Source organism: Bradyrhizobium sp. Leo170 (genome assembly GCF_004296405.1).
Taxonomy (GTDB): Bacteria; Pseudomonadota; Alphaproteobacteria; order Rhizobiales; family Xanthobacteraceae; genus Bradyrhizobium.
This window is the reverse complement of record NZ_PSRR01000445.1, coordinates 1-5,858: the sequence shown is the minus strand read 5'-3', so window position 1 is coordinate 5,858 and position 5,858 is coordinate 1. Positions and strand designations below refer to the sequence as shown.

At 61.2% G+C, this 5,858-nt stretch carries 6 protein-coding genes and 1 pseudogene; all 7 read right to left on the bottom strand.

Translation table 11 applies throughout. The annotated features are described in order from the left end of the window. On the bottom strand, positions 1–909 hold a 909-nt coding region (locus CWO89_RS39940; protein ID WP_130231410.1), incomplete at its 3' end, for an FAD-dependent oxidoreductase. An 11-nt stretch (positions 910–920) separates the two neighbouring features. Further along, entirely contained in the window at positions 921–2,030 is a 1,110-nt protein-coding gene (locus CWO89_RS39935) for an electron transfer flavoprotein subunit alpha/FixB family protein (RefSeq protein ID WP_130231408.1), read from the bottom strand. A 13-nt stretch (positions 2,031–2,043) separates the two neighbouring features. Further along, positions 2,044–2,583, bottom strand: a pseudogene (locus CWO89_RS39930) (hypothetical protein). Positions 2,584–3,050: 467 nt separating this feature from the next. Then, positions 3,051–3,392 (bottom strand): nitrogenase stabilizing/protective protein NifW, encoded by a 342-nt coding sequence (nifW, locus tag CWO89_RS39925; protein WP_028169330.1) that lies wholly within the window; start codon positions 3,390–3,392, stop codon positions 3,051–3,053. Between the two features lie 209 nt (positions 3,393–3,601). Then, on the bottom strand, positions 3,602–4,789 hold the full coding sequence (gene nifV / locus CWO89_RS39920; RefSeq protein ID WP_130583768.1) for a homocitrate synthase: 1,188 nt from the start codon (positions 4,787–4,789) through the stop codon (positions 3,602–3,604). A gap of 204 nt (positions 4,790–4,993) precedes the next feature. Continuing rightward, positions 4,994–5,464, bottom strand: coding sequence for a Fur family transcriptional regulator (locus CWO89_RS39915; protein WP_165421516.1), 471 nt, complete (start codon positions 5,462–5,464; stop codon positions 4,994–4,996). 22 nt (positions 5,465–5,486) lie between these two features. Continuing rightward, on the bottom strand, positions 5,487–5,858 hold a 372-nt coding region (locus tag CWO89_RS39910; RefSeq protein WP_207234666.1), incomplete at its 5' end, for a nitrogen fixation protein NifQ.

Below are 5,858 nucleotides of genomic sequence, written 5' to 3'. Positions count from 1 at the left end.
GACCACGACCCAGCCTTCGCCATACAGCTGCGGGATTGCCTTGTAGCCACCTTCAGGGATGAGGTGCGCAGAATATTCCTTGACCTCCGAGCCCTCGATCAGGGGCGCCACGGATGGATGACGCTTGAAGCGATCGAGCAGCCCATATGGCGTCTCTGCAGTGCTCTGAAAGTCGGCGACGATACAGCCGATGCCGATCGATATGCATTCTTTATTGGCATAGATGAAGCCCATCCCTGTCATGCCGCAAGAAATGGTGCCGGCCGCTTCGACAACGACGCCTTCGTCGCCCTTGAGATTGAAACGGGCCTCGATGGTCTCACGCGGCAAGAAGTGCATTTCCTTAACCGCGAGTGCCACCTTGTCGGGCTTGGGCCGCTCGCGCAGGCGCGCACGCGTACCGAGCAGGCCATTAACGCCTTCGGCCAGTACCACGACATCTGCGTGGATTTCGCCGTCGCGACGATCTGTACGAACACCGATGACTTTCCCATTGGCGTCCCGTACCAGCTCAGTGACCGTGGTCTCGCACAGCACGGTCGCGCCGGCCTCGCGCACTTTCGAGGAGAACCATTTGTCGAACTGCGCACGGATGATCGTGTACCGGTTCGGCCGCTCCTCGTTGAAGTCCTCGGAGCGGTAGTGCACGCCGACATGCGAGCGATCGTCCATCATCCAGAACCGTTGCTCGACGAGATGACGTTCGAGCGGAGCGTCGTCGCGGAAGTCCGGGATTAGTTTTTCCAGCATGTCGGCGTAGAGGATTGCGCCCTGGACATTCTTCGATCCAGCATATTCACCGCGCTCGAGCTGTAGCACCTTCATGCCGCGTTTGGCCATGGCCAGCGCCGCCGCGTTGCCCGACATGCCGGCGCCGACCACGATTGCATCGAACTTCTCCTCGATCATAACAACCTCCTCTAGCTCGCGATCCGGTCGCGCGAATGCGGCGAAAGCCGTGCACGAAAAGCGGCCGTCAGCGCGGGTAACAAGTGCATAGCGTCATTGACGATGCCGATGTGGGCGAAGTCGAAGATCGGTGCGTTCTTGTCGGTATTGATGGCAACGATCAGATCTGCGCCCTCTACGCCGACCCGATGCTGGATCGCGCCGGAAATACCTGCGGCAATATAGAGCTTCGGCCGGATGGTCTTGCCGGTCTGGCCGATCTGCCGGTCGGAGCTGACCCAGCCCTTTTGTACCAGCGGCCGCGAACAGCCATATTCCGCGCCGAGCACGTCGGCGAGCTGTCGTACCAGCTGGAAACTCTCCGGCGAGCCCAGCCCCAGCCCGCCGGCGACGACGGCGTCGGCGTAGGCAAGATTGGATTTGGCCGAATCACGGTCCGGCATGAAGGATAGCACCTTGGTGACGATGTCTTCTTCGAGCAGGCGGAGCGGATGGATGATAATGCGGGCGGCATCGCGCGCGAGGCGCTCTGGCATCGGCATCACGCGCGGGCGGACGGTTGCCATCTGCGGCCGGTAATTCAAAGTGTAGATCGTGCAAAGCAGCGATCCGCCAAATGTCGGACGCGTGGCCGCAAGCGAACCATCCGCGTCGACATCGAGCTCGGTGCAGTCGGCGGTGAGACCCGTCAGTAGGGTGGTGGCTACCGAGCCCGCAAGATCGCGACCGAGCGTGGTTGCGCCCAACAGCAGGATCTCTGGCTTATAGGTGTTGACGAGATCGGTCAGCGCCTTCGTGTGGGACTCGTTGCGATACTCCGACAGCACATTCTCGCTCACGAGATAGGCTAGGTCGGCGCCGTAGCAGAAGGACTCGAGCGCGGCGTTACGCGCGGCCTCGCCCTCCGGGCCGATAACAACCGCAGCGAGATCGACCTTCAGCTTGTCGGCAAGCTTGCGGCCCGCACCCATGAGTTCCCAGGAGACTGGATGCACCTGGCCGCGCTCCTGCTCGACGAAGACCCAGATATGCTTGTAGGCCTTAAAGTGCTCCGGCAATTCTCTTTTCGCTCCTGCGCGGCCGCCCGCGACCGGCGTAGGAGCTGTGGTGATGTTGCTCATAGCCTTGTCCCCCTCACAACCCGCGCGCCTGCGCCACAAGACCGGTTTCTAGCTTGGGTCGGCCCTTCAAGATGGCTTTCATCAGCAACTCGGTCGGCTGCTTCGTGGCTCCCATCCGCCTCCTCTCGGTTTGTGGCGAAGGCGCAAAGACACGCTTGACTATGATCGGCGAGCCGCGCACGCCGCATTTCGAGATGTTCTCGACGCTGGCCTCCTGCTCGCTCCATTTCACAACTGGCCCCAGCGGCGCGCGCAGGGCGTCGGTTATGAGACCGCGGCAAATCTGGCTCGCTTCCGGCATGGTTGGCAAGGCACGGCAGCTCTGTGCGCAACATCGACGCGCCGCGTTCGGCGCGGCGCTACACATCGAGCCTGGTGAGCGCGGTGATCTTACTGGAGAACTTTTCACGCAATAAGCGCGCGGCCTCGCGCGCAAACAAGGCGTCTTGTTTGACGATACTCGCCGACCCTGACGCAAGATCGTGTTGGTAAGGGGATTGACGCCGATCTGCGCGAAATCGGGAACCTGCTTGATGGAAACGATACTGTGCATGCCTTCTCCAGAGGTAGCGTGGAAACGCGAGTTACCCATTAGCGGCCAACGCCCGGTCAATCCCAGCCTCAACGGCGTCAAAGATAAGTTCGAACGGCATTAACGCGAGCGTGAGCCACAAGATGACGCCGGCGCAAGCGGCGAGCAGTAACGGTAACATGATTGGTCTTTCTCCAAATCTCATCTCGGACGGCAACAATTCTGTGTACGCCGGCGCCAATGACGGACTTGGCCGGAGAACAGCAAGTGTCGTACCAGTTGCACGCGATCGAAAATCAGAGCTCCGATCAATGACTTGAGAAAAATTGATGAGGGGTCAGTTAGCATCGCAGACAATACAATCCGCCCATACGTCGGGAAGGCGACAGCGTGGCTTCGCGCGTTGCTGTAGAGAGTTGATCTGGAGGAAGGCGAATGGCACAACACACCGCACCGACATGCAGGCAGATCTGAACTGATACATGAGGCTATTTCAGCGAGCTCAACGGCACGAAGGCCGCCGGTTTCTTGGGCTCGGCGACCGCATCCTTCAAGACCTTGAACACCCGCTGATCGATCGGCGAGGACGCCACGAAATCGGCATAAGCCTGCTCCAGCACCGCCTTGCACCGCGCCGTGACCTCCGCCTCTGCGCTACCTTCGAATTGTTCCTTGGCGAGATATTGCCCCATGCGCCTTAAGATATGCAGGCGCGCGACATTGACGATCTTGGGGTCGTAGTCGACGCCAAGCAGCGCAAAAAAATCTTCAGCCGACGAGGCCTTGTTGAGCCGATCCAGGATGCTGGCTGCCCTCTGTTTGTTGCTCATCGAAACTTTCCTTTGGGTTAGGCCCTCCGGCCGGTGGTCGGGACGCAGCACAGGCTGGTCACTTCTTGCGACGCTGCTTCGCGCACGCGGCGCTCTATATTGCCTACGTAGACTATGCGTTGGCGCATCAGTGCGAGCAGCGAGGATTTCCGCGGCGCGCCCACGGTTTCGAAGTGATCGGCCGTAATGGTGCCGGACCATGGCCCGCCTCACGCGCAATTTGTCAACGAGCGCTCGCGGATGTCGCGCCAGATCGCCACCACCGTCTCGCGCGCCACCGGCCGCTTGTGCTCGGTGGCATGTTTTCGCACCCGCGAGAGGATCTGTTTTGTCTCCTCGGAGCTGGCGGCGAGCTGCAACTCGTCAAGGAGCGTCGTGATCGCGGACAGCCCGGAATGCTTGCCGATCACAATATGATTGAACCGACCAAGCAAATGGGGGTCGAGCCACTGATAGGTGCGTTGATCCTGCAATAAGCCATGCACATGAATGCCGGATTCATGGGTGAACACATGCTCCCTGACGATGGCCTTGTTCAGAGGAATTGCACGTGCAGCCGCGGCTGCCACTACCGCGGCGACGTTCTCGAGCTCCGGCAGCACGATGCCGGTGGCGCGCCCGTAGAGCTGTTTGAGCGCGACGGCGACTTCTTCCAGCGGCGCATTGCCCGCTCGCTCGCCGAGCCCTATGACGGTCACCGAGGCGTGGCTCGCGCCCCCCTTGATGGCGGCGAGCGTATTGGCGGTTGCGAGCCCGAGATCGTCATGGCCGTGAAATTCGAGCTCGAGATCGGTGGTCGCGCGCAAACGCGCGATCAGCGCATAGGTGGAGTCGGGATCAAGCACACTGAGCGTATCGGCAATGCGAAAGCGCCGTGCGCCCGCGGCTTTTGCGATGGCGATCAGCGTGATGAGAAAATCGACGTCAGCGCGGGAGGAGTCTTCGCCGCCGACGGCGACCTCAAGCCCCCGCTCGCGGGCGTAACTGACCACCCGCCTCACCTGCTCTAGCGCCAGCTCGCGGTCACCGCTAAGCTTGGCGGCAATCTGCACGTCAGATGCCGGAATCGAGACATTGACCATCGACACCTTGGCCTCGATCGCCGCATCGACATCGGCTTCACGCATCCGGCACCAGCCGATGATGGTGAGCGGGAGACCGGCCTCAACGATGGCGCGGATGGCGGCGATCTCTTCACTGCCCATCCCCGGCGTCCCGGCTTCGATCTCGGTAACGCCGGCCCGCGCCAGCGCCCGCGCGATCGCCACCTTTTCGTCGGTGGTGAAGGCAACGCCAGGCGCCTGTTCGCCGTCGCGCAGTGTCGTATCGTTGAGCACGATCGGACTTCCCGATGCCGTCTCGGACCATGACGGTTTGGCAGAGGCGGCGGCGATCATGCGAAGCTCCTTGTTGTCTTTGGCAAAGCAAGGCTTCAGCAACCCGCATGCCACGCCGGCACCCGCCCCAAGCTGTTGAACAAGCACACAGTTTTTGGCTCAGCCGGGTTGTCGCAAACGCGACAGCGTGGCAAAGTCGACGCGTCGGCTTATCTCAGGGCGCGATCGCTTGGCATCAACTCGGCTTGCGACCCAGATGGATGATCAGATCGACGCGCGAGACTGCGTGGCCGGCAGCGGCACGGGAACATTCACAAGCAGGGGATTCGCATCGGGACCGTTGAGCAGGATATCGTCGCCGCCCAGATAATAATGCGGATGCGGCGTGGTGTTGGTGTCAAAAAATGATCGCGAACCGTCAACACGGATCCGACCCGATAGGCCGGCTCGCGTGAACTGGTTCAAAGTCTTGTAGACGGTAGACTGTGAGACCGGAAAGCCGGTCTCACGCGCCTCGGCAAATAACATCTCTGCGGTGACATGCCGCTCGCCCCTGGCAAACAACAACTCGCTTAAGATCACCCGCCGGCGCGTCGGGCGCAGCCCGGCCTTGAGCAACATATCCTTCCAGCCGGCGTCGGGACATTGCCTGCTGAATTGGGCGCAGGTCGTATCCACCTGCACCTCGTCGAAGCCAGCGCGATCCGCGCGGTCATCGGTTGGAAGTCTGGCCAACGGACGATCCATCCCGTGTTGCTCACATAGGCCAGATGCTGGCGGCGTCCGGGTTAGCCGCCCGCAACAGAACGTCACGCCGGCGCTCAGCCATCCGGCTCTCGCCACTTTCATCGCCAAAGCAGCGGTTGAAGTCCTTACATTGCGTGCACACCGGTGTCGTGCACATCACAAGGCCGTCGCCCTCGCACAGCATGCGATAGAAGAACCGCTTCCAGCGCATATTGTTGACATTGCGCGCGGCGAGCGGCGCGAAATGGCGGCTTAAGAGGCGGGATAATTCGCCACGATTGCGCAATCCGAGGTCTTCCCAGAGGTGATTTGGCTCGATCGCGCGACGCGCGATCATCGCAGCCAGCCAGTTGCCGATATCCCCTTCGGTCGAGCGTTGCGT